The sequence below is a fragment of the Flavobacterium sp. PL02 genome, assembly GCF_035013205.1.
GTDB lineage: Bacteria > Bacteroidota > Bacteroidia > Flavobacteriales > Flavobacteriaceae > Flavobacterium.
This window is the reverse complement of record NZ_JAYGJP010000007.1, coordinates 75,318-98,122: the sequence shown is the minus strand read 5'-3', so window position 1 is coordinate 98,122 and position 22,805 is coordinate 75,318. Positions and strand designations below refer to the sequence as shown.

Annotated in this window: 20 protein-coding genes; 6 read left to right on the top strand and 14 right to left on the bottom strand. The window is 32.4% G+C overall.

From position 1 onward, the window contains the following. Positions 1-76: 76 nt before the first annotated feature. The 6 genes from SHI72_RS18005 to SHI72_RS17980 form a co-directional block, all read right to left on the bottom strand. Positions 77-1,417, bottom strand: coding sequence for a DUF4302 domain-containing protein (locus SHI72_RS18005; RefSeq protein ID WP_323490909.1), 1,341 nt, complete (start codon positions 1,415-1,417; stop codon positions 77-79). A gap of 44 nt (positions 1,418-1,461) precedes the next feature. After that, the gene (locus SHI72_RS18000; RefSeq protein WP_323490908.1) at positions 1,462-2,328 is read right to left on the bottom strand and encodes a putative zinc-binding metallopeptidase; all 867 of its coding nucleotides are present in this window, start codon (positions 2,326-2,328) and stop codon (positions 1,462-1,464) included. Positions 2,329-2,347: 19 nt separating this feature from the next. Continuing rightward, the gene (locus tag SHI72_RS17995) at positions 2,348-3,823 is read right to left on the bottom strand and encodes a RagB/SusD family nutrient uptake outer membrane protein (RefSeq protein ID WP_323490907.1); all 1,476 of its coding nucleotides are present in this window, start codon (positions 3,821-3,823) and stop codon (positions 2,348-2,350) included. A gap of 12 nt (positions 3,824-3,835) precedes the next feature. Beyond that, entirely contained in the window at positions 3,836-7,543 is a 3,708-nt protein-coding gene (locus SHI72_RS17990; RefSeq protein ID WP_323490906.1) for a SusC/RagA family TonB-linked outer membrane protein, read from the bottom strand. 154 nt (positions 7,544-7,697) lie between these two features. Beyond that, the gene (locus SHI72_RS17985; RefSeq protein WP_086895867.1) at positions 7,698-8,831 is read right to left on the bottom strand and encodes a FecR family protein; all 1,134 of its coding nucleotides are present in this window, start codon (positions 8,829-8,831) and stop codon (positions 7,698-7,700) included. An 89-nt stretch (positions 8,832-8,920) separates the two neighbouring features. Then, the gene (locus SHI72_RS17980) at positions 8,921-9,532 is read right to left on the bottom strand and encodes an RNA polymerase sigma factor (RefSeq protein WP_323490905.1); all 612 of its coding nucleotides are present in this window, start codon (positions 9,530-9,532) and stop codon (positions 8,921-8,923) included. Positions 9,533-10,287: 755 nt separating this feature from the next. Between SHI72_RS17980 and SHI72_RS17975 the strand changes: the two genes are divergently transcribed. Next, positions 10,288-11,157, top strand: a complete 870-nt coding sequence (locus SHI72_RS17975) for a cupin-like domain-containing protein (protein ID WP_039119115.1) — start codon at positions 10,288-10,290, stop codon at positions 11,155-11,157. Positions 11,158-11,296: 139 nt separating this feature from the next. Here the strand turns inward: SHI72_RS17975 and SHI72_RS17970 are convergent, their stop codons facing one another. Next, positions 11,297-11,923: an alpha-ketoglutarate-dependent dioxygenase AlkB family protein gene (locus SHI72_RS17970; protein WP_039119116.1), complete on the bottom strand. Its 627-nt coding sequence runs from the start codon at positions 11,921-11,923 to the stop codon at positions 11,297-11,299. 118 nt (positions 11,924-12,041) lie between these two features. Here SHI72_RS17970 and SHI72_RS17965 point away from each other — a divergent pair, with 118 nt between their 5' ends. Then, entirely contained in the window at positions 12,042-12,803 is a 762-nt protein-coding gene (locus SHI72_RS17965; protein ID WP_039114021.1) for an XRE family transcriptional regulator, read from the top strand. An 8-nt stretch (positions 12,804-12,811) separates the two neighbouring features. Here SHI72_RS17965 and SHI72_RS17960 read toward each other — a convergent pair whose 3' ends face one another. Beyond that, a complete protein-coding gene (locus SHI72_RS17960; protein ID WP_039114019.1) occupies positions 12,812-13,225 on the bottom strand; it encodes a response regulator in 414 nt (137 codons plus the stop codon). 66 nt (positions 13,226-13,291) lie between these two features. Next, complete coding sequence (locus SHI72_RS17955) at positions 13,292-14,707, bottom strand: HAMP domain-containing sensor histidine kinase (protein ID WP_323490904.1); 1,416 nt, start codon at positions 14,705-14,707, stop codon at positions 13,292-13,294. A gap of 386 nt (positions 14,708-15,093) precedes the next feature. Here SHI72_RS17955 and metN point away from each other — a divergent pair, with 386 nt between their 5' ends. The 3 genes from metN to metQ are packed head-to-tail and all read left to right on the top strand — an operon-like array spanning position 15,094 to position 17,619. Further along, the gene (gene metN, locus SHI72_RS17950) at positions 15,094-16,125 is read left to right on the top strand and encodes a methionine ABC transporter ATP-binding protein MetN (RefSeq protein WP_323490903.1); all 1,032 of its coding nucleotides are present in this window, start codon (positions 15,094-15,096) and stop codon (positions 16,123-16,125) included. Continuing rightward, positions 16,118-16,771 carry a methionine ABC transporter permease MetI gene (metI, locus tag SHI72_RS17945; protein WP_039114016.1) on the top strand — a complete coding sequence of 218 codons (654 nt, stop codon included), beginning with the start codon at positions 16,118-16,120 and terminating at the stop codon, positions 16,769-16,771. Before metN ends, metI begins: the two co-directional genes overlap by 8 nt. Before the next feature lie 29 nt (positions 16,772-16,800). Next, complete coding sequence (gene metQ, locus SHI72_RS17940) at positions 16,801-17,619, top strand: methionine ABC transporter substrate-binding lipoprotein MetQ (RefSeq protein WP_039114015.1); 819 nt, start codon at positions 16,801-16,803, stop codon at positions 17,617-17,619. 256 nt (positions 17,620-17,875) lie between these two features. Here metQ and SHI72_RS17935 read toward each other — a convergent pair whose 3' ends face one another. Together SHI72_RS17935 and SHI72_RS17930 are read right to left on the bottom strand one after the other, a co-directional pair. Next, positions 17,876-18,346: a cupin domain-containing protein gene (locus tag SHI72_RS17935; protein WP_082017814.1), complete on the bottom strand. Its 471-nt coding sequence runs from the start codon at positions 18,344-18,346 to the stop codon at positions 17,876-17,878. Between the two features lie 5 nt (positions 18,347-18,351). After that, positions 18,352-19,350, bottom strand: a complete 999-nt coding sequence (locus SHI72_RS17930; protein WP_323490902.1) for an NADP-dependent oxidoreductase — start codon at positions 19,348-19,350, stop codon at positions 18,352-18,354. 92 nt (positions 19,351-19,442) lie between these two features. Here SHI72_RS17930 and SHI72_RS17925 point away from each other — a divergent pair, with 92 nt between their 5' ends. Continuing rightward, positions 19,443-19,817, top strand: coding sequence for a helix-turn-helix domain-containing protein (locus tag SHI72_RS17925; RefSeq protein ID WP_323490901.1), 375 nt, complete (start codon positions 19,443-19,445; stop codon positions 19,815-19,817). Here SHI72_RS17925 and SHI72_RS17920 read toward each other — a convergent pair. From SHI72_RS17920 to SHI72_RS17910, 3 genes are all read right to left on the bottom strand, one after another. Then, on the bottom strand, positions 19,814-20,113 hold the full coding sequence (locus SHI72_RS17920) for a hypothetical protein (protein WP_039114013.1): 300 nt from the start codon (positions 20,111-20,113) through the stop codon (positions 19,814-19,816). The two genes, SHI72_RS17925 and SHI72_RS17920, sit on opposite strands and share 4 nt — an antisense overlap. A 550-nt stretch (positions 20,114-20,663) precedes the next feature. Next, positions 20,664-22,022, bottom strand: a complete 1,359-nt coding sequence (locus SHI72_RS17915) for an amidohydrolase (protein WP_323490900.1) — start codon at positions 22,020-22,022, stop codon at positions 20,664-20,666. A gap of 10 nt (positions 22,023-22,032) precedes the next feature. Continuing rightward, positions 22,033-22,725 (bottom strand): ankyrin repeat domain-containing protein, encoded by a 693-nt coding sequence (locus SHI72_RS17910; protein WP_323490981.1) that lies wholly within the window; start codon positions 22,723-22,725, stop codon positions 22,033-22,035. Positions 22,726-22,805: the final 80 nt, after the last annotated feature.

Below are 22,805 nucleotides of genomic sequence, written 5' to 3'. Positions count from 1 at the left end.
TTTTGGAAGTTTTACAGAATAAAACAAGCCGTCTTAAAAAGACGACTTGTTTATATTTATTTTTAATTTTATAAAACTAAAGTTTCCATGTAGTCATTCTAAAAGAGCTAGAAGCACTTGTGAATGTATAAACTGCATTAGTGTATTGCAATCTAAAACTTTCTTTTTTAACATAAATTCCTTTTGAATCTAATAAATATTTATCAAAGCTAGCAAGGAATGCAGGAGCTGAGTTAGCTACGTTCCCATTCCAAGACTTATGAGTAAGAATAACCGTTTTATTAATGGCATCTTCTGTTAAATCTACAAAATGATAGATTGCACTACCATTACTAAGCGAATAATAGATAAAATTACCATTAGCAGTATTAAAATAAAGTTCAACACCAACAATTTCGATACCTGCAGGTAAACCAGCATTTATTTTTTTCAATTCTTCTTTAAACAAAATTGAATTTGTAGATGCTCCAACCGTAAGGTCATCTTCAAAATATCCGAAACGACTAGAAGCTTGACCTTTCAAAAGTATTTTATAGTCATCTGTCAAAACTAAAGGTTTCGCAGTGTATTTAATAGTAGCTGATACTCCATCTTTTCCTGTGGCAGTAAAACTACCATCCGCATCATTATAAACAAATTCAGATAAAGCTTGTCCTTTTACCTCAATAGCTGGGCTCACTATTATTCCTGTCGGAGAATACCCAACTCCTACATTATAACTTTCAGAAAAACCTGCTGCAATAGGATCTGCAGTGGCAAAACGAGTGACATCATCAAAACTAAAATCAAACTGACGTACAGTTGTTCCATCATTTGTTTCTAAAAGTCTAAAAAGCGGTCGTGTACTTGAACCAATTACATTCTGCTCCATTATTGTATTTTGTGGTAAGTTATCCCAATCGGCAGCAGTAGCTTTTACAAAACGTAATTCTATAGACTTTCTGTTGGTTCTAAAGATAATATCTCCATTATCTTCTCCATAAAATAAAAACTGAAAATCACCCAGATATCCTTGTCCTTTCAAATCTTCAATTGGATATGAGTTTGAGTCAGATAAAAGGTGTATTCTGTTAGCAGTAGTAAAAACTACACTTACAGTACTCCCTAATTGGATCTCATATTGACTATCATACTTTTTAGTATCACTGTCAAAATCTGATGCCATTGTTACTTTCCCTCCAGGAGAAAATTTAAACAAATGCGTATAACCTCCTAATTGTGTATTATCAGTAAAATAAACTGCTTTCCATCCATACTCTGAGGAGAGCAATAATTCATCTAATTTTTTAGACTGAGCATTTGTTCTTGCAGTAGGTGTTTGATCAAACTTTTCCTCAGTATCACCGTTACTGCAAGCAACTAATTGAATTGCTACAAAAGCAACAATTAGCAACTTATATAAATATTTTATTTTCATAATGTTATTTTAAGTTAATGTTTTAGAACTTAATAGTATAATTACTAATTGCCATTAATTACAATTGTAGTATTTTTTTCTGCCTCGTCTCTTAAGGCATAGAAATCCATATCAAAAGCATCTTTAAAATACTTAACTACAATAGCTTCTTTCTTTTTGATATCTTCTCTTGCTTTCGGACTTTTTATAGCTGCCAAAATAGCGGCATATTCTGCTTTAGTACTAATTAAGATTATTGAAGCCGTTTCAGCAAAATCTTCAACAATATTGTTTCTTGCATAACTCGTTATAAATCCTAATTCTCTTGATGCCGAAGTAGTTTCTAAATGCCAGGTTGCTGTATATCCTGAAGGAGTTATTTTGCCCCAAGCTTGCTCATCAAAAGGTTTGTTCTGATTTAAAATATGAACATATTCATGCTGAATTGTATGAATAAACTCTGAAACAATTGCACGATTTTGTTTATTGATATAATCTACTTCAAAAAGCGTTATTCTTTGTCCTCCTTCTGCAATACCTAATGTTCTGGTACCATTGTCATTCATATTTACTCCACCAACTAAAACAACTTCTCTTGGTGCAATTTTCTTAACAAAATCAGCTCCACCGATGGTTGCGTAACTAGACAACCATATTTTTTGAACAATTTCTAAGGCAGGCTGCACTTTATCGATCGTTGGAGGAAATAAAAACCTACTATTATCAACCGTGTTCTGATTCCATTTATATCGTGCATTAATATTGTACGGAATAAGGTAATTTGTAGTAATCCATTTATCTAAATCTGTTTGAACTGGTTGAGTAAAATCTAACTGGCTTTCTCCCGGTTGATCCTCATGAGCACAACCAGAAAAAATCATAACTACTCCAGCAATTAATGCTAATTTTTTATATTGGTTTAATATTTTCATAATACTTTATATTAAATTTTTATCTAGGATTTATTTCAACTCCGTTGCTTGATGCACTTAGCGGTATTTGTAACGCTCTGCGTTTATCATCTTTAACTAATGTATTTGACGGACTATTGAAAATATCATGCTTCACTACAAGATTAAAACGCTTCACATCAAACCATCTCATACCTTCATGAATAAATTCTCTTCTTTTAGCCTCAGCAATAGCTTTTACATACGATGTCTGTACTGGAGTCATAGTATAAAATGGTGTATACTCATCTGTAATAACTGGATATTTAGCAACAATTTTTGCCTCTGTTAACTTATCAGTTGCTGCATTATAAGCCTTTGTTCTCATTCCTAAAAAGAACTCTAACTCTGTATTTGCTTCAGCAATTCTGTTAGACATTACAAGTGCTTCAATTCTGTTTAAATAAAATTCATCATTAGATAAAAGTACTGTTCCTAAATATGGTTCTCCAATATTAGCCGTTAGGTTAGTATACTTGAAATATTCTTTATATTTAGGACGGAAATTTGTCTTGCTATTATAAGAGTATGTTGTATAGTACCAAGCTTTATTATAAATATTTGTTGCGTTCCCAAGAAGTTCAATCGATTGATTTGCCCCTAAATAAAATCTATTTTGTTGAGTCGCTCTAGAATATATAGAATAAGATGAAACTATTAATAAGTTTGTAGGATGTTCTGCTTTTGCATAATCAATAAACTGTACGTTTGGATCTAAACTTGTATAAGCCAAATAATCTCTGATTTTTCCAGCCGGTTTTGACCCTAATCCTTCTGTAACCTCTAATACTTTAGCCCAGTCCCCTTTTATAAGATAAAAACGGCTTGCAAATGCTTTTCCTGCTTCTCTATTAAAATGGAATTTTGGTTCTTTATACTCGTTTGTTACATATTTCAAACCTTCTTCTATATCTTTCTGAAGAAGATCATAAACTTCTGCAACAGTATTTCTAGTATACTTTTTAATTAATACTTCTTCTGGCTCTGTTACATACGGAATACCTAAATCTGTCCCAGCTGTTGCTGGATTATATCTGTTAGACCAGAATGATACTAGCATAAAATGTGAATACGCTCTAGCTAATAATGCTTCACCTCTTTGAGCATTCATACTAGCAGGATATCCTTGCTCTGCAATAGCTTGTAATGCCTTGTTGGCATGCGCAATAGCTCTGTAACATGCGTCCCAATAGTTAGCCTGAGTATCTACATTGGTTTCATCCTGCATTTCCCAATTATAATTCTGCAGGTTTTTAGGTAATGTCTCTGTTAATCTTCCATCAGTAACATTATCAGACATTGTTTCGGCAAAATCCATATAAGTTCCACCTACTGGATATGCATTTACCAATAATTCTGATATTTTTTCCGGAGTATCTATTTGTGTTCTGTTATCTGGTGTTTCTGAAAGAAACTCATCACAACTACTAATACTAAATAGTAATACTAGTGATAACGCTATTTTTATATTTTTCATAAATTAATGATATTATAATGAAATATTTAAAGTAAATGTATACTGAGAAGTTATAGGAAATGCTACCCCTCCTGTATTACGGAATTCTGGATCCTGACCGTTTAATCTCTTATCAGAATAAATTAACCAAGGGTTAACTGCAGATCCTTTAAGAGTAAAAGTGTTTACACCAATCTTTCTTTTAAAGTCTTTAGGAAATTCCCAACTTAATGAAATATTTTTCAATCGTACAAAATCACCATCAGCTATTCTAACATCAGAGTAATTGTAAGTGTTATATGCTCTTGCAAGCGTACGTGCACCATCATAATTAGCATTTAATCTCTTATCTGCAATAACTGGAACATTTGTAATGTTTTCATCACCTGGATTGATCCATCTGTTAGTAAAATCTTTTGTAAATACTGTTAAATCATCATATTCACTATCATAAATAGGGTTTAAACGAACTTTATTTCCTGCTGATCCTACAAAGAATACATATAATGACCAGTTTTTATAAGTAAAAGTATTAGCAAGTCCAAATGATTTATTTGGCTCTATTGATCCTTCGTATTTTAAATAATCTGTTACGTTATTATTATCCTGAAAATTAGCTCCTGTAATGTTATTTGCCGCTCCATCCTGCATTTTAAATGTTGGAAGACCTTGATTATTTAAACCTGTAAATTGGTAAGAATAAATAGAGTTTCTAGGACGTCCTATAGCGTTTCCTCCGTTTCCATCAATTAAATCAAAAGCAGTTGGTTGGTTTTCTAACTTCGTTATTTCCTGATTAAATACTGAAAAATTGAATGTTGTAGACCATTTAAAATCTTTACTTACAATATTTTGCGTTGTTAAACCAATCTCTAAACCTTTGGTTTCCATGTTTGCATTATTACCTTGTTTAATTTTTTGTCCACCAATACCTGATGTTACAACATAATCAACTAAGTCAAAAGCTTTACGTCTGTAAACATCAGTTACTAATTGTACTCTGTTATTAAACAATCCTAAATCTAAACCAATGTTAGTTTCAAATTGTTTCTCCCAAGTTAAATCACCATTTTGAAGTTGATCGATTTCAATACCTGTTTCTCTATCATTTAAATTTAAACGATTAGCTACCATACTTTTATAAATAGCCAAAGAGTTTGTTGCTGGTCCAGCAGTTGCTGTTAAACCATACGAACCTCTTAATGCTAAATTATTTATAGCTTTTAAGTTTTGCATGAATTTTTCTTCAGTAACATTCCATTTACCACTAAAAGTGTATGTTGGTAACCATCTAGAAGAACCACTATTTCCTTGTCTGTTAGAACCATCATAACGTCCTGTAACAGAAGCAGTATAACGACGATCAAAAGTATAACCTACTTTCCCGAAGAAACCTACAGTTCTTTCTTTTTCTGCATTAAATGCAAAATAAGAGTTCCCTTCATTAATTACTTTTTCGATCATTCTAGGGTCTGTAAAAGCAGTAAGCCCTCTGTCATATTGAATACCTGCAGCTGTAAAATTATCGCTGTTTCTATCTAATGATCTTAACTCTGTACCAAAAAATCCTTCTACTTCATGTTTGTCATTAAATGTATTTCTATAGTTCACACTATTTCTAATGTTATAAGAAGTCATATCATTTGTAAACTTTCTCAAGAATCCTCCATTTGGTAAAACTGATACTGGTGGTATAGATATATCATTTGGATTTTTGTATAAGAAGATATTTGCATCTCTTACAATTGTAGTTTCCATTGCGTTATAAGCTCCAACAACATTTGAATCTTCTAAAATTTTATGCTCTCTAGTTGTATTTGCATAACGAGCAGATCCAGTAAGGTTATAAGTTAAATGTTTGTTTATTTTATAATCTAAATCCACCTGAAAACGGATATCTTTTACATTAATATCCAAATAGTTATTTTCTAACTCATTAATAATGTTCATAGGAGCCCAGTTATTACGATAGTATTCCAGGTTTCCTTTTTCATCATAAGGTCTTAACGTTCTGCTTGTATTTAAAACATAGCTAAATGGGTTAATATCAAAATCTCTGGTAACTTTTCCAAAAACCTCATCCTTTTGGCTTTCGTATGTACCCGGAGCTTGTTGATCTCTAACAGATGCCATTGTAGATAAAGTAATATTTAAGTTGTCATTTATATAAAATGTTCCTTTAATATTTGTAGATAATTGTTTCACTTGATCAGCAATAGTCCATCCCGGATCTGTATAATATCCTAAAGACGCATAAAATGTATTGTTTTTTCCTCCTCCAGAAAAACTCAAAGAGTGGCTTTGTGTGATAGATGGTCTAAATAAAACTTTAAACCAATCTGTATTAGCTGATTCATATTTTTTCAAAAAGTTATTACGACTTACAGGGTCATTGTTTACTAAATAACCACCAGTTTCTGGTACGTAAGTATTAATAGCTTTTCCTAAAATATTATATACACCACCGTATCTTCCTTGTACAGTTGATGGCAAATCTAAATACCCTTTAGATTCCATTTCTTTAAAAATACTCATAGATTCTTGTGAGTTCAAGATATCATATTGAGTATAATTTGGTACTGATCTAACAGTTTGCTCTAAAGAGTAGCTTACTTTTAAAGGAGAATCTCTACGTCCTTGTTTAGTTGTTACAACTACAACTCCATTTAAAGATCTTGATCCATAAATAGACGTAGCCGAAGCATCTTTAAGAATTTCTATACTCTGAATATCGTTAGAGTTTAATCCTGCAACAGATGAACTTAATAATGTTTCTGAGTTTCCAGAAGCTAAATCTGCAAATGAAATATTGATAATATCTTCTTGTACAACACCATCAATAACCCATAAAGGTTTTGTATCTCCAAAAATTGAAGATGATCCACGCACAGTAATTTTAGGAGCAGTACCAAATGTTCCAGTAACGTTTTGTACTGTAACACCCGCAGCTTTTCCTTCAATCATTCTGCTGATATCTACAACTCCATCAACTTTTAATTCAGTTCCCGAAATTTTACTAATCGCTCCTGTAAAAGTTCTTTTAGATGTTTTTTCGTAACCTGTAGTAACCACAACCTCTTTTAAGTTTTGTCCTTGTTCACTTAAAGTAATTGTAAGCGGTGAGTTTGTTATATTTACTTCTTTTGTTTCCATACCTACGTAAGAAACAACCAATTTTGTAGTGTTAGCTGGCATATCGATAGTAAAATTACCATCGAAATCTGTAAGTACTGCAACCTTGCTTCCTTTTGCAAGTACAGTCGCTCCTGGTAACGGATCACCACTTTGGTCTACAACTTTTCCTTTTACAACTGGAATAAATAAACTCTCAAACAATGAGCTTGGGAGGTCTATATCTTCAAAATTAGCTGCTTGTGAGCTATCTTTTTGCAAGATAATTTGATTACTTACCTCAGAGTAAGTAATATTAAATGGTTTTAGTACTCTATTAAGAATACTAGATAAAGTTTCATCATTGGCTTCGATACTCACTTTCTGATTCAATTGAGTCATTCTTGAGTTGTACGAAAACTTAACTTTAGCTGATTTTTCAAGTTTAGATAACGCGTTATCCAAACTCAAATTAACAACGTCAATAGTCACCTTCGTATCCAATTTCCTTTGTCCTTTCACACTATTTGCCATAGTGACAGTTGAAAAGACAAATGCCAAGACAAACTGAAATAATGTTATTTTCATGATTCGAAAGAGTAATCGTTGTTTAACAACATGTTTTTTCATAATTTTGGTTTGTTTAATTAATACTATTTACTGGGTATTGAGGAACATTACAAATTGCCCTTTACAGAGAGCAACTTGATATTATCTAAGCGTCGAAAATGTTACAGCATCTTCGGCGCTTTTCTTTATATATTTATTACATAAGCACTAGGGTTTATTCACATCCATTAGATGTAATAATGATCTGATTTCCATTCATTTCATAACTTGTATTATTACCGAGGCTTTTACAAATAATTTTTAGTTTCTCTGGTAATGGTTGATCACTCAACGAAGTAGTAAGATGGCAATCTTTTAATTTCGAATAAGGAAAATCAATTTTCACCAAATACGCTTGTTCTATTGTCCTAAATATTTGGGTAACTGGAATATCATTAAACTCAAAACTTAATTGTTCGATATTACCTACCGAGTGCGCCAAAGATTCATCTAGTGTGATATCGGTGATTTTATTAAAAGTAAATTCCTCACGTACAAAACGTAGCGCTTGGTTAGGTAATAAAACAACTTCTTCTCCTTTAGAGCTTGATTTTGAATTTGTAATTAATTCGTTAGATTTTACCGTTACTTTTCCTGTACGTACAAGTACCTCAACATTAGGCTGATCAGAATATGCTTTAATCCTGAAACTTGTTCCTACAACTCGGGTAACTATCTCATTGGCGAAGACGAAAAATGGTTTTTTGGGATTCTTACTAATTTCAAAAAAGCCTTCGCCAGATAGATAAACTTTTCTTTCGTTTCCTATAAATATTTTAGGATAACTAAGCTTACTGTTTGGTTTTAACAAAACAGAACTGCCATCAGATAAAGTTATAATTTGTGATTTGTTTGTATTATTGGTTTGTTCTACTAATCCTTCATTATTCTCACTTACCAATTCTTTATAAGTAACAACTTCAGTATTAATAGTACTATTTGTGTTGCTGGTATAAAACCAACTAGCAACTAATCCAAAAAATAAAACTGCTGCAGCTCCACTAAACCAATAATTCTTCCAAAGTTTAAGTACTGGAGAATTTGTAGCTTTTTCAGCAATTTCTTTTCTTTCGATTTTATTCCAAGTAGATTCTAATGCAGATTGAATATCTGCCGGAGATAAAGTAGTTTCTGGAACATTCATGGCTAGCAACCATAATCGTGCTTCCTCTACCAATTTGGCACGTTTATGATTTTCTAGAGTCCATTCTTCCCAGCGATCAGAATCATCTTCTGATTGTACCCACAATCGAAATGATTCGTCAGCCAAAAAATCTTCTACTTCTGTATAATTGTTACGTTCTTGCATCTAAAAATAAGGTTACAAAAACATAGAGGACACTTTTTTATTTATATACTCACCAAATTATGATTTTTTTTACATTTAATTAAAAAAAACTAAAAAAGGCTTGATGATAACAGCAATAAAAGGGAAAGATTGCCTTTCCATTCTTTGCGAAGATTTAATAAAGCGCGATGCAACAAGTTATTTGCCGATTGGTAATTAACATCCAGCATGTCGGCAATTTGCTCCACACTAAGTCCCTCATTATATCTTAGATACAAAGCTTCTTTTTGCCTTCCTGGTAAAGCATTTAATAATTTATTAAGATGTGATACTTTGCCCAACGTTTCTTCATCGGCAATAAGTTGATGCTCTACCGAAAAATCAAATAAAAATTCAATGGAGTCTGTAGATGTTGTTTTACGAAAAATATGATCACGTTCATGAAGTCTGGCAATTCGCTTACGTACGCTTGATAGCAAATACGCTTTTACAACAACCGAGTCATTTAGTGATTCTCTGTAAATCCAAACATCCGTAAATACATCCTGCACGCAGTCTTGTACTTTTTCGGCAAAGGGAGACAGTGAATTCCCGTAACGAACTAAATGAGCATAATGCTTTTCAAAAAGTAATGAAAAAGCCTTTTCATCTCCCGCTTTCAGATTATTCCATAGTATGGAATCATCAAGAACATCTACTTGTGTTATTGTTTGGCTTTTCATAATTTGGTTTTGGTTAATTGGTAATTTTCAATGCGAATATGCTGACGTACAAGCCAGTCGAAATTCTCATTAAAGTTTTTTGGTTTAAGAATTTTAATGCTAACAAATAAAAACCTACAATTTATTTTTTTGATGAATTGATGTTCTACTGTATTTTTTAATTTATAAGTAGAAGTCAATTTAACAAATGATTTTATTTTTATTAACATTTCAATGAATTTCAATCTTACTAGCATTGCGTTAATTCAAGCAAATACTCTTATTTACAACACTTTATAACCCTTACTATCAGGGGACATTTTAGTAATAGGCTCTTTTTTATTAAACAAAACATCCTAAAACATAAAAGTTAATTTTAACCTTATATTTAATGTTTTATTAACAAACATAAACAATTATGAATAGAAAAATAATTTATAATCACAAATTTTTAAAGAAATGTAACAATCAAAATGAAATTGCATTTTTTTATAGAAATTTACTTTTTTTGAGCATGTAAATTAAAAATTCAATAACTTTAGGTTAACAAATAATCCACCTAAAAAACTGAAAAACCTTAAGGAATATGCCTTGTTAGTAGATAAACAAATCCTATAATAATGCAATTTCATCTCTCAAAACACGTTAAATACTATAATCTTCTTACAGTTTATACGTTTATCTTGTTGTAAATAATACTGAATATCTCTAACTTATATAATAAAAACCAAGAATATGTGACTTTATAATTTTCGAACAATTTTAAAATTTTAATTATGGCATTTGAATATATAGAAATTGAAAGAGTAGAAAAACTTACAAAAAAAGAATTTATCGAAAACTATTATAAGCCTCAAAAGCCAGTAGTTATAACCAATCAAATAGAAGATTGGCCCGCATTTACAAAATGGAATTTTGATTTTTTAAGAGAAGTTGCAGGCGATAAGACTGTTCCTTTATACGACAATCGTAAAACCGACCATACTAAAAAAGTTAATGAACCTGATTTTACAATGACTATGTCCGAGTATATTGATATACTCGAAAAAGGACCTACGCATTTACGCATATTTTTATATAATTTAATGAAAGATGTGCCTTCTATGAAAACCGATATACGATGGCCTAAGTTAGGTCTTCGGTTAATAAAGAGTTTACCGCTAGTTTTTTTTGGCGGTCAGAATGCAAAAGTATTTATGCATTATGATATTGATTTCCCTAATATATTTCATATTCATTTTCAAGGAAAAAAACAATGTGTTTTAGTAGATCCTAAAGAAACAAAATACATGTATCGTCTTCCCTATTCCTGGATTTGTAATGAAGATATCGATTTTGATAATCCTGATTATGAAAAATTTCCAGCACTTAAATTAGTAAAACCATATATTACTAATTTGCAACATGGCGAAATGCTTTATATGCCCGAAGGTTGGTGGCATTACATGAAATATACCACTCCGGGATTCTCCTTAAGTCTGCGTTCTTTATCCGGAAGACCTACCAATGTACTAAAGGCATTGACAAATGTAGCCATTATTCGCTATTATGATAACTGGATGCGAAAACGCAAAGGACAAGCCTGGCTGGATTATAAAGACGAAGAATCTATTCGCAGAACAAATGCTTTGCTACAGGAACAATGATTTTACCATTAAGAGATTAAGAAAGATTGAGCTTTGTTCTTAATGAAACTTTATTTCTTAATGGTTCAATTTTTATTTTGCAACAGCTTTAAAACTTTGCGCTCTTTACGGTTAACTTTTTACTTCACAGACTAAAAAATCATAACTTTCTGTCTACAATCCTAAAAGTAAGATTAATTCTTGGCAGAATATCTTTTGTAGTTTTAGGAACCTGATGTTGCCAAAAACTTTGTGTTGTTCCGCCCATCAATAAATATGAACCATGATGTAACGGAATTTCTAATTGTGGAATTTCTTTTTTAAATTTATGTCGCAACTTAAAAATTCTTGTTTCACCAAAACTTACTGAGGCAATAATAGCATCTTTTCCAAAATTTTGCTCCCTGTCGCTATGCCAACTTACTCCATCTTTTCCGTTTCGATATAAATTGAGCAGAACACTATTAAATTTAACTCCTGTCTCTGCTTCTACTCGTTCCTTAATCAGCAATAATTCGGGTGTCCAATCTGGGCGATCTGGTTCTGCACCAATATTATTTTTATCTTCATACCAAGAAATCATTCTAGGCACTTTAAGCGTTTTATCATAAATCTCCATTTCATATTCACGCCATGCTGTTGTGTTTAGCAAAACATTATAATATAAATCTGCCTCTTCTTTTGTAAAAAGAGTATCACACAATATCAATTCTGTATCTGGAAGATCAAAAACCTTTTTCTCCCTATTACCACTTGTAAATATCTCGGTATCATTAAAAAGTAACATGCTTCTTGAATTAAGTGAAATGAACTAATAATTAGTCTCTTTGTTTTATATAAAACAAAATTAGTATATATCGTCACAAATTTCATATATTTACTGTGACGAATTATCCCATTAACATATGTCTTTATTTTCTGATAATATTAAATACTTAAGAGCGCGAAAAGAAATTTCACAACGTGAAGTTGCTGAAGGCTTGCTCATATCCCGTGATCGTTATGCCAAATATGAAGATGGAAAAAACTCTCCTCCTCCAGAAATATTAGTAGCCATATCGCGTTTTTTTCATATTAGTATTGATATTTTACTTTCGGTAGAAATGAAAAAGATTCCTATGGGAGAATTGCTAAAACTGGGAGATAATCGAATACTATTGCCTATTACGGTAGACCGAAATGGCGATAATTTAATAGAAATTATTCCGCATAAAGCAAAAGCTGGGTATCTTACTGGTTATGCCGACCCTGAGTTTATAGAAAATCTACAACATATATCGCTTCCTTTTTTAGGACACGGAAAACACAGGGCTTTTCCTGTAGAGGGCGATTCTATGCCTCCTCACGAAAATGGTTCTTTTATAGTTGGGCGTTATATAGAGAATTTAGGCGAAGTCCTGGATGGCAGAACCTATATACTTATTACAAAAACTGATGGTATTGTTTACAAACGTCTTAACAAAAATGGAAAAAATGATTTAATGGCACATTCTGATAATACTTTTTATCCTCCATATTTAGTAAAGGCATCAAATATTCTAGAAATTTGGGAATATGTATGCAACATTGGTCGAAATGATAAAGAGCAAAAATCTTCAGAAATCGACGATGTCAAAACGATGTTTTTGGAATTAAAAAACGAAATTCAAGCATTAAAGAATAGATGATTTTTATGCTATCCCATTTTTCTTTTTAAAGTTGGATATAATATATCTCCAAACTCTTTTATCGCGATTGGCTTGCTTAAAAATTCAGTTACATACTGATTGCTTTTAATACGTTTTATCTCTTCTCTTACTAACGAAGATGAAAGTACGAAGATTTGGGTTTCATATTTTAGATCATCCGAAAGCTTATCGTAAGCCAGCAAAAATTCAAAGCCGTTCATGATTGGCATCTGTATGTCTAAAAGAATAACTAGAGATTGGTTAAAATTCTTCCTATGATTTATAATCCATTCTATTCCCTCTTTACCATTATTAACAGTATTTACATTTGTTACGTCAAGCACTTTTTTTAGTAATTGTTTTATAACAAGTTTATCGATATCACTATCTTCTATTAGCAAAAAAACATATTTAAATTCCATATATAGGTCCTATTTTTTTTTTAGAAATATGTTATCAAGTTTATAATTTTAAATCATACGCAGCTCCTATAATTTAGGAATCGTTACAGTAAATTTACTTCCAATTGTAAATTCAGACTCTAACTCAATTGTTCCATTAAGACTTTTTATAGCTTCTTGTACTATATAAAGACCTAACCCAGACCCTTTATTACTATCTACAACATAAAACATTTCGAATATATGCCCCTTTGATTCTGGTTTAATCCCAATTCCGTTATCAGTTACTTCAATTTTATAAAAATTCCCTTCAAGATAAGTCTTAATCGAGATACGCATTACATCTTTACTTTCATCAGCATACTTTATGGCATTCGACAGCAAATTATTTACAATGATTTTTAGCCTAAGACTATCACTCTGAACTTTGTCTGCCATAATATCTATATCAAGCATAATACGATCTGCATTTTTTATATGGGTATGCTGTATTATTGCTCCTTCAAATAAACTTACCAGGCTTACGGTTTCAAAAACAACATCTTTTCTTTTATTTTTAGAGTAATCAATAATATCATTTATAAACTGATCTTGCTTAATTAAGCTTTGACTCATCAGGTTCAGATATTCTCTTATCTGCTCTAAGTCGTCTTCCATTTGTGTAATCTCGATTAATCCTTTAAGCGAAGTAATCGGAGATCTTAAATCATGTGAAGCGCTATAAACAAACCTATCTAGTTCTTTATTTGCAAGCGTTAAATTTTCATTCTTAACTTCAATTTCTCTTTTTGATGCTATTATCCTTTTTACCATTATCGAATAGTAAATGCAAACACTACTTATAATGATTAGAATAAAAAATATATTCGTAAAAATTAATCGATCCTTAATTGTTCGGGTTCCCTCACCTAACGTATTCGAAAAATTACGCTCATTTATGGTCAACCTATCACTTATTATACTAATTAAGCTTAGAAAAGCTTTTTGATCCTCGGGCTTTAAACTAGAGCTCTTTATTTTTTTATCAATCTCTTTTCCTATCTCAGCTAACTGATTAATTAATTGATCTGCTTGCTCCCATTCTTTGATTGCTTTGGCTAAAAAAGAAACTGATCTAAAGTTTCTAAACAGCCATATCATATCATCTAAATCCTTTTCGTGATTGCGTCCGTCTCTTAATCCTTTTTTAATGATTTTAATATCTCCATTAACTAAAAGTAAGATTCTGGCAATCCCATCACCTTGCGGAACCTTTAATTCTTCTTCGTAAAGCTTCCATTGCTCTTTATCTCCTGTGTACAAGTACGTAATAAGATGTCTTACTGCGTCTTTCTGTCCTTTTGAATAATGTGATTCCCCATTAACATAAGCTCTGTTAGCAGATAAAATCTTGATGGTAAAAAAGTTAATAAAAATTAATAATGTACATGATAAAAATACTATAAGTAAAAGAATGTAGACATTAGGAAGTTTTAGGTTTTCTATAATTTTGTTATTCGGCATATTTTAAATAAATCATTTAGAGGCGACATTTAATACCAAGCAATTTTAAATCAATCTAAAATTAAGCATTTATTATACAATTCTAACAAAAATAAAAATCTTAAATAATATATTTAACAAGTCTTATTTTATGTATAATACTAATTTAACTATTATAGTAAAAAAAATGCATGCTGTAAATCAAGCTATAAAGTGCAATTAGCCCTAAAAATTAACATTTTATTGTTATTCTACTTAACCCATAGATTTTAATATAAACTAAATCTGACTTACATTTGCACCATAATTTAAAGGTCACAAATAAATAAGAAGAGCTAAATCATTTTTAATTCTCTAATAATTAAGTGCTTCCTTTACATTATTTAATGATTACAAATAGCTAGAATATGATAGAATTAAAAAATATAACCAAGAAATTTTACAAAACCGGGAGGGAGATTACTGCACTAAAAGGTGTATCTCTGCATGTACCCGAAGGTAAAATTTTTGGTGTAATTGGTACTTCGGGAGCAGGAAAAAGTACACTTATACGTTGTATTAACTTATTAGAAAAACCAACTTCAGGAGATGTAATCGTTGGAGGGAAATCGTTATTACAACTATCTAATGCCGAATTGGCTCAGGAAAGAAGACAAATCGGAATGATTTTTCAGCATTTTAATTTACTATCATCCAGAACTGTTTTTGATAATGTTGCTTTTCCACTGGAATTAGCCGGGATTTCTAAAAATGAAATTAAAAACCGAGTAAAGGAGTTATTAGAACTTGTAGGTCTTGAGGAAAAAATAAATGATTATCCTGCAAGTCTTTCTGGTGGTCAAAAACAACGTGTTGCCATTGCAAGAACTTTAGCAAACAATCCTAAAGTATTACTATGTGATGAAGCTACAAGTGCACTGGATCCTGGAACTACAAGATCTATTTTAAACTTATTAAAAGACATTAACAAACGCTTAAATATTACCATATTACTTATTACACACCAAATGGAAGTTGTAAAAGCAATTTGCGATGAAGTTGCTGTAATTAGTAATGGTGAATTAATTGAGCAAGGAACAATTGGCGAAATATTTGCAAATCCTAAGCATGCTCTAACAAGCGAATTTATTGCCTCTTCCTTGCATATTGATATTCCAGATTTATATCAGGAACGTCTTTCGGCAGTGTATAAAAAAGGACTAAATCCTTTATTACGTTTGGAGTTAAACGGTAAATCGGTAAACGAACCTATTCTTACTCAAGCAGCAAGAAAATTTAATGTTAATGCTAATATTATAACGGCTCAAACTGCATTTGCTGGCGATGTAAATTTTGGAATTCTTATTGTAGAACTTTCAGGTGATGAAAGTGAGCAAAACCAAGCAATTAATTTTTTTAAAGAGAAACATATTAAAACTGAAATATTAGGCTATGTCTGAATCTATTATAACATTATTATTAAAAGGTACATTAGAAACCATTACCATGACTTTGCTTTCTGGTTTCTTCGGTTTTCTTTTAGGTCTTCCGGCAGGTATATTTTTATTCCTAACACGCAAAGGGCAAATTATGGAGCATGTTTTATTTAACCGAATTTTATCGGTTGTTGTAAACATATTCAGATCTATTCCTTTCATCATTTTAATTGTTTGGATGATTCCTTTTACCAGAGCTTTGGTAGGAACTTCTATTGGAGTAAGTGCTGCATTGGTACCGCTTAGTATTGGAGCTGCACCTTTTATCGCAAGATTAGTAGAAAACAGTCTTTTAGGCTTACCTTCGGGATTAATAGAAGCTGCAAGAGCATTAGGAGCAACTCCCTTTCAGATTGTTTATAAAGTATTATTGCCAGAAGCACTTCCGTCTATTATCAATGCTGCTTCGATTACCTTAATTACACTTGTAGGTTATTCTGCAATGGGCGGTGCTGTAGGTGCTGGTGGTTTAGGACAAATTGGGTATCAATATGGTTATATCGGTTATGATGCTACAATCATGAATACTGTATTAGTTCTTCTTGTTGCGCTTGTATTTATTATACAATTTGCAGGAGACGCACTTTCTAAACGCTTTGATCACAGATAAAAAAATAATTTTAATATTAAAATAAGAACATGAATACAAGAAATAAATTTTCAATACTAGCCGGAATAGCATTACTTACATTAGTATTTGCAAACTGTGGAAAAGAGAAAAAAAACGATCCTAATCATATCATAGTTGGAGTTGCTGCAGGACCAGAATTTGCAGTTGCTCAAGCAGCTCAAAAAGTGGCAAAAGAAAAATACGGACTGGATGTAGAGCTTATTACATTTAACGATTATGTGGTTCCGAACGAAGCATTAAATCAAGGTGATATTGATGTAAACGCTTTTCAGCACAAGCCTTATCTTGACGAACAATCTAAACAAAGAGGTTATAAACTAGCTATTATCGGGAAGACCTTTGTTTATCCTATTGCTGGATATTCTAAAAAAATAAAAACTCTAGCCGAATTACAGCCAGAAAGCACTATTATAATTCCTAATGATCCAACTAATGGTGGTCGTTCGTTATTATTATTGCAAAAAAATGGTCTTATAAAACTTAAAGATGGTGTTGGGCTTTTGCCAAAGGTGACTGATATTGCAGAAAATCCTAAGAACCTAAAAATAATGGAACTAGAAGCACCACAAATAGCCAGAGCACTAGATGATGCTAATGTAACTATTGCGATTATCAACAATACATTCTCTTCTCAAGCTGGTCTTGTACCATCAAAAGACGCTTTATTTGTAGAAGATAAAGATTCTCCTTACGTAAACTTAATCGTTTCTAGAGAGGATAATAAAAACGAAGAAAAAGTTAAAAAATTCCTTAAAGCATTCCAATCAGAAGAAGTAGAAAAAGCTGCTGAAAAAGAATTTAAAGGTGGTGCTGTTAAGGGCTGGTAGGTTTTTTTTGGGATGTGAAATGTGAGATGTTAGAAGCAAGATGAAAGATGTTGCTTTAAAATCTGTATATAGAATAAAAGGCTGCTGTTGATAAAACAGTAGCCTTTTGTTTTTTTTGCCTTTTTGCCTTGCAAATAATACCTACTGTTTGTAGAATTATATTATGGAGACGCACTGCGGTGCGCCTCTACAAACATCACGCAACAACTATCATCTTGCTTCTATCCAAAAAACATCTTTCTTCAAAAAAAACTTCTCACCGCGCTGCATCTATTAAAACTGCCAACTGTATGCAAGGTTTCTCTGAGCGATTGCTCCAAGCGTGGTTTGTTCCTCTTTGTATAACAATATCTCCGGCTTGTAAGAGTGTTTCTTCTTCATCGACAATAAGATATATTTCGCCCGAAAGTATTATTATATAATCTAATGTTGCTGTTTGATGCATTAAAGGATGTGGTTGTCCAACTGGTACTACAATCCCTAAATCCTTATCTGGCGGAATCTGAACGTATCTAAAATAAGTTCCGTTTTTAGGCGTATTAGGAAATGCTGTGTTCTCAATAATTTTTTCTGCCGAAAGATTGGCTGGCATACTATCTGTACTCCAAATATCAGATATAATAAGCCCCGGGAAATGTTCTGAAACATTGCTTACTACTTCATCTTTCTCAATAATAGATTTCCCGTTTTTTGTTCCTGTTACAATTCTTCTTGGTATTGTTTTCATAAGGTTTATATCGTATTTACTTGCATGATTAGCTTCTTGCCTTTAGTTTTGTTCTGGCGAAGTATTTCGTGTGCTTTGGTTACAGTTTCAATATTTAACTCCCCGATAATTTCAATATTTGGCGGAGTTATCGATTTCTCTTTTATTAATCGAACTAGCTCTGATAATCCATTTTTATAATACCCATACTCTTTTTCTACAGAATAGGTGTAATTAGAAATATTCATGATTATAGCTCCTTTATTAAATAGCGTTTCTCTGGATTCTTCGGTAGAAAGTGCAGTGACATCCAGAAACGTTCCATTTGATTTTAAAAGCTTGGCTGCAATTTCTCCTATTTTATTTCCGACTAAATCCACTACAAAATCAAACTTTTGCTGGTTATTTTTTGCTAAAGCAAAAGTTGCTACATCATCTGTTTTATAATTAATAATTTGACTCTCCTTTACTCCTATTTCTTTTAATGATTGAATGCTTTCTTCATTTCCGGCTGTAACAATAAAGTTTGTGAATTTATTTGCTAAGAGAATTTTCACCAGCATTGCACCAACTCCTCCTGCTGCACCCGTTATTAAAACCGAATCGGTATTTTGTAATTTCATTCGGTTAAAAGATTGTAAGGCTGTTAATCCTGCCGAAGGAATCCCTGCTGCTTGGGCAAAAGATAAAAAATCTGGTTTATGTACCACAACAGATTCTCTAATAGCGATATATTCAGCATAAGTTCCATTTGACCCCATACTTCCTGAACCTGAAAATACGGCATCGCCGACTTTAAAATCTTTGACATTTTCTCCAACCTCAACTACAATACCCGAAAGTTCTCGTCCTAAAATTGGAGAATGCATTAGTTTTCTTTCCAGTTCATTTTCTAACATCTGATAATCGATTGGATTAAATCCCGAAGCGATAATCTTTATCAATAATTCGCCTTCTTTTATTGTTGGCGTATTGACATTTTCTAAATGTAATTTGCCTTCTTTATCTGCTATAATTGCTTTCATATTTATCGATTTAAAACACAAAAATATTCTGAATATCATTTATATTTACTATCCGTTAACTAATGGTTACTAGTTACCTTAAAGAAACTATTATGGCAAAAATTAAAAGAGATGGTGTTTTGCGTGAAGCAAATTGTACAGAGGAACTACTTGCAATGCGAGATAGTCTGGACGTTTTGGGAGGAAAATGGAAACTGATGATTTTAAGATTCTTAACGAACAGAACGCATCAAGTTATTCATTTTAAAAAAATGCAACGCGAAATCGAAGGAATCTCTGCTAAAATGTTGAGTAAAGAACTGAAAGACTTAGAGGTTAATTTGCTTATTACAAGAGTCGTTCAGGATACTAGACCAATTACTGTTGTTTACTCAGTTACGGAATATGGAAAATCAGTTTTGCCTGTTACCGAAACCTTGGTACAATGGGGATTAAACCATCGCGAAAAGATTATTGAATCTATTTAATTAGTTAAGTCTAGCGTTTTAATAACTACAATAATCAGAATTCCCATTAATGCCATTCCGAATAAATAATCGGCTATTGTTTCTAATTTTCTCTCTAATTTTTCTTTTAATGTCTTAATAGATAAAAAGGAAAAGAAGCAGGAAAAAATAAGAAATATAGCTATGATCGATGTGAACTCATCTATATAAGTCGTTTCTGATTTATTTGTGATATGCAAAGACGTTATAACAATAAGACAAAAACCCAAAAGATTTGCCGATGTATTTAATATGTGTTGTGAGGTTTTATTAGCCATAACGTAATCATTTTAATTACAAAATTATAAAGCTACATTTTTATTATGAAGAAGGAGCAATTGTTAATTGTTAATTGTTAATTATTGGTTGATGGTTGTTATCAATCTTTGTCAGGCTGAGCGTCCCGAAACTTTGGGAGAAGCCCCCTACCGTTTTGGGACGTTTAGATTAATAAAACTGAACACAAAGGTTCTCTGTAGAGACGCACCGCAGTGCGTCTACGCAATAAGAGTTAATACGTAAAAGTAACCTACTTCGAAAGCGGAGTCTAAGCCCCGCAAGCCCTTCTCCCGAAGTTTCGGGACGCTCAGGGTGACATGCGGTTAGTTTATGGTGTAACATCTTTACTTCTTAACTCACAAGAAACTCAACAAAGATTGTCGAGCTACTCGTGGAGATTGCTTCGCCAGTTCGCTATCGCTCGTGTCTTCCTTCGTCAGGAAGACAAGTTTGGGGGTTAGTTTATGTGTAAACCTATATTGCGTAGACGCACTGCGGTGCGTCTCTACAGAAAACCTTTGAACCTCTGAACCTTTATTACTCTGAACCTTAAAAAACCTCCCCAGCAATCATTTTTCCGTTAAAAAACACGCCTTCTCTTTTTGGCAAACGGGCAACTGCTTCGGCTGAGCAGCTTGCTTTTACCAGAATAAAATTAGCATCATTCCCTACTGCTGGCCATACTCTGGCTCCTGCGTCGTTAAGAGGTAATATCTCGTTTGTTGTGGCAATATGTAAGGCACGACTTAGGCTATATTCGTCTGTCCAACCATAGAGTTGTGCACATAATTTTGCTTTTTCGAGCATATCGCAAGTCCCAAAAGGCATCCAGTGATCTACGATACTATCTGTACCAGTCATTAATTTCACATCATACTTTTTTAAAGTGGGAATTGGCATAATTGTTCTTCCGATAGGAATTGTAGAAACAACTCCTATACCAAGTGCTCCCATTTGTTCAGCTACTTTTTCCAGATCTTTGGGTTCCATTTTTGCAAGAGCAAAACCATGGCTTATATATGTTTTTCCTTGTAGTTGTTTGTTTTCTTCGGTTCTTTTAATAATATACTCTATAGCGGCTTGCCCTGATGGAAGTCCTTCGTGCAAATGAATATCTATGCCTTTATTGGTATCTATTGCAATTTGAAACATGGTATTCAGCGATTTTTCCATATTGCCATCTACACTTGTTGGGTCTAATCCGCCTATGAAGTCTACTCCCATTGCAGCAGCTTCTCGCAATAATGGTTCTGATTGTGAGTATAAAATTCCGTGTTGCGGAAAAGCTACAATTTCCCACCCAAAACTATCTTTGTTATTATCTAATGCTGCAAGCAAATGTTCTAAACTTTTAAGTCCGCTAACAGGATCAATATTGCATTGACAACGCGCAAAATAACTCCCTTGGCTTTGCATTAGTTTTATTGCTTCTTCTGCTTTATGCTGAGAATCTGTAAGCAATTGTGGTATTATCTTTTGCTCCAGCGTTATCATATCTTTTACGGTATATCCTTTTCTTGGTGCAGCATTCCAATTTCCTCCGTAATAGGTTTTATCGATATGAATGTGCATATCTCGTAATCCGGGAAGCATCAAAAATCCTTTGGCATCGACCGTTTTTAATTTTGTATCTGGTTTACCTGTGGTAATGTTTTTTATTTTACCATCGGCAATATGTAAATTATATAAACTTGTTTTGGTGGCTACAACTTCATTTTTATCGTTGTATTCAAAACCTTCTTCTAGTCTTACATTAACTAAAATATATTCTTTTAAATCCTTATTTTTTTTATCCTCAGCTTCTGTTTGTGTCATTGCTGTAGCACCAATTCCAGAAAACAATGCAGCTCCTGTTACAGCGGCTCCAAGTCCTAAGAATTTTTTTCGGCTTATTATATTCTCTTCCATAAATTATATTTTATTTTGCTCCGGCTTGTTGTAGTATTTTAATCATTTCTGTATAACCTAATTTCTTAGCATGTCCTAATGGTGTTACGCCGTACTTATCGCCAATATTTACATTACAACCACCATCTATTAAAGTTTTTACGATACTTACATGCACTGGCCCGCCATCGCTAAGCAAAACTGCTTCTAACAATGCTGTCCATTTTAAATTATTAATATGGTCTATAGGAAAGTTTGGTGTATTTACTAAAAGTTTTACCATATCTAGATGTCCTTTTTCTGCTGCTGGAATAAGTGCTGAACCTCCATAACGATTATATACTCCGAAATTTGCGCCGTGTTGCAAAGCTAGTTTTACGACTTCAAGATTTCCTTCTGCACCAGCGTATAAAAACGGACTATTTAGCATATTATCTTGCGTATTTACATCGGCACCTGCTTCAATTAATAATCTTGCTATTTCGTTATTATTGTCATAAACAGCTCTCATCAAAGGTGTTTCTCCTTCTTTGTTTTTTATTTCTAATGAGGGTTTCTCTTTTAAAAGTGTAGTTACACTAACAACATCTCTGGTTTCGACTGCTTCAAAAAGTGTTTTACTATTCATTTTTTCTGTTTTTATATCTACTTGTTTAGAAGAACATCCGGCTAACAGTAGGACATTCAAAACTAAACAGTATAGCAAATTGCGTCTGTTTTGCATTTTTTCCATATTTTTTTAAAATCATAATTGCTTCTGCAAACAATAATTATTTATCATTTACAAAAATCGCTTAGAATTTT